Below are 989 nucleotides of genomic sequence, written 5' to 3'. Positions count from 1 at the left end.
CCACGACCGCCGTCTCCGGTGCGGCGGTGCCGCGTTCGACCGGTGTGACGTGCAGCGCCAGCCACAGCAGGGCGCCGTTGAGGAAGAACACCAGCAGGCCCAGGACGAGCGCCGGCACCAGCAGCAGCAGCCGCACCAGCAGCGGCCAGACCAGGGCGGACAGCAGACCGAAGGCGCCGGCGCCGAAGGCGGCGGTGACCGCGATGTCCGTGGCGCTGTCGCCGTCGGCCGAGCGCAGCCGGAAGTCGGGCAGGATGCCCGCGAGCAGCAGCATGGTGAGCGTGGAGACCGCCCACACGGCGACACTCCGCCCGATCTGACTGGCGACCCGTCGCCACCGCCCGCCACCCACGCCCCGCACACCTCACGTCCCGGCCGACCTGGCCCGTCCCCACCCTGTCACAACGGCCGGGCGGGGCGTTCCGTCCCCGGTCGCGCGGGCCGTCCGCGGCTCAGCGGCCGTCGTACCCGGCCGTCGGCAGCGACAGCCGCCGGTGCACACGGGCCTTCATCTCCGCGTCGTACGACGGTTCCGCGCGGCCGACCGTCTCCACGCGCACCCCGCGCCGCGCGCACTCCCTCGTGAACTCCTCCACGGAGGACAGCGCGCGTTCCAGCACCCGCAGGCTGGGCGCCACGAACAGGTCGGCCCCGGGCCGCACCCCGTCCCACAGCACACCGTGGTCGGGCCGCAGTCCCCGTACGAGGAGTTCCCGGGCCACCGCATAGCCGTGCTCGGCGGCCCAGCGGGCGCACATGGCGTGCTGGCCGCGGGAGTCCACCAGGAAGGGATCGGCGTCCAGTTCCTCCAGCGGCGTCAGACTCGCGATCGCCGTCACCCGCACCGGCCCCATGGCGCCCCCTCACCTCCGGTTTTCGCCGCCGACCCTACTCCTGCGCGTAGGCTTCGGGGAGTCGCACGAAGGGGGCGGAAGAGGTGCCGGTGGAGGTCACCTGGTGGGGTCACGCCACCTGCACGGTCGAGGACT

General features: G+C 74.2%; 2 protein-coding genes. Both read right to left on the bottom strand.

The features are described from left to right. On the bottom strand, positions 1 to 361 hold a 361-nt coding region (locus B7767_RS38615), incomplete at its 3' end, for a phage holin family protein (RefSeq protein ID WP_179167477.1). Positions 362 to 452: 91 nt separating this feature from the next. After that, the gene (locus B7767_RS38610; protein ID WP_085576037.1) at positions 453 to 854 is read right to left on the bottom strand and encodes a hypothetical protein; all 402 of its coding nucleotides are present in this window, start codon (positions 852 to 854) and stop codon (positions 453 to 455) included. Positions 855 to 989 lie beyond the last annotated feature (135 nt).

The organism is Streptomyces sp. 13-12-16 (genome assembly GCF_002114215.1).
Classification (GTDB): Bacteria; Actinomycetota; Actinomycetes; order Streptomycetales; family Streptomycetaceae; genus Streptomyces.
The sequence above is the reverse complement of the archived record's forward strand: the minus strand, read 5'-3'. Positions and strand labels throughout refer to the sequence as shown.

What these genes read in the sequence shown, in the direction of transcription:
- B7767_RS38610 (WP_085576037.1), bottom strand. Translation starts at nt 854, where the DNA reads ATGGGGCCGGTGCGGGTGACGGCGATCGCGAGTCTGACGCCGCTGGAG.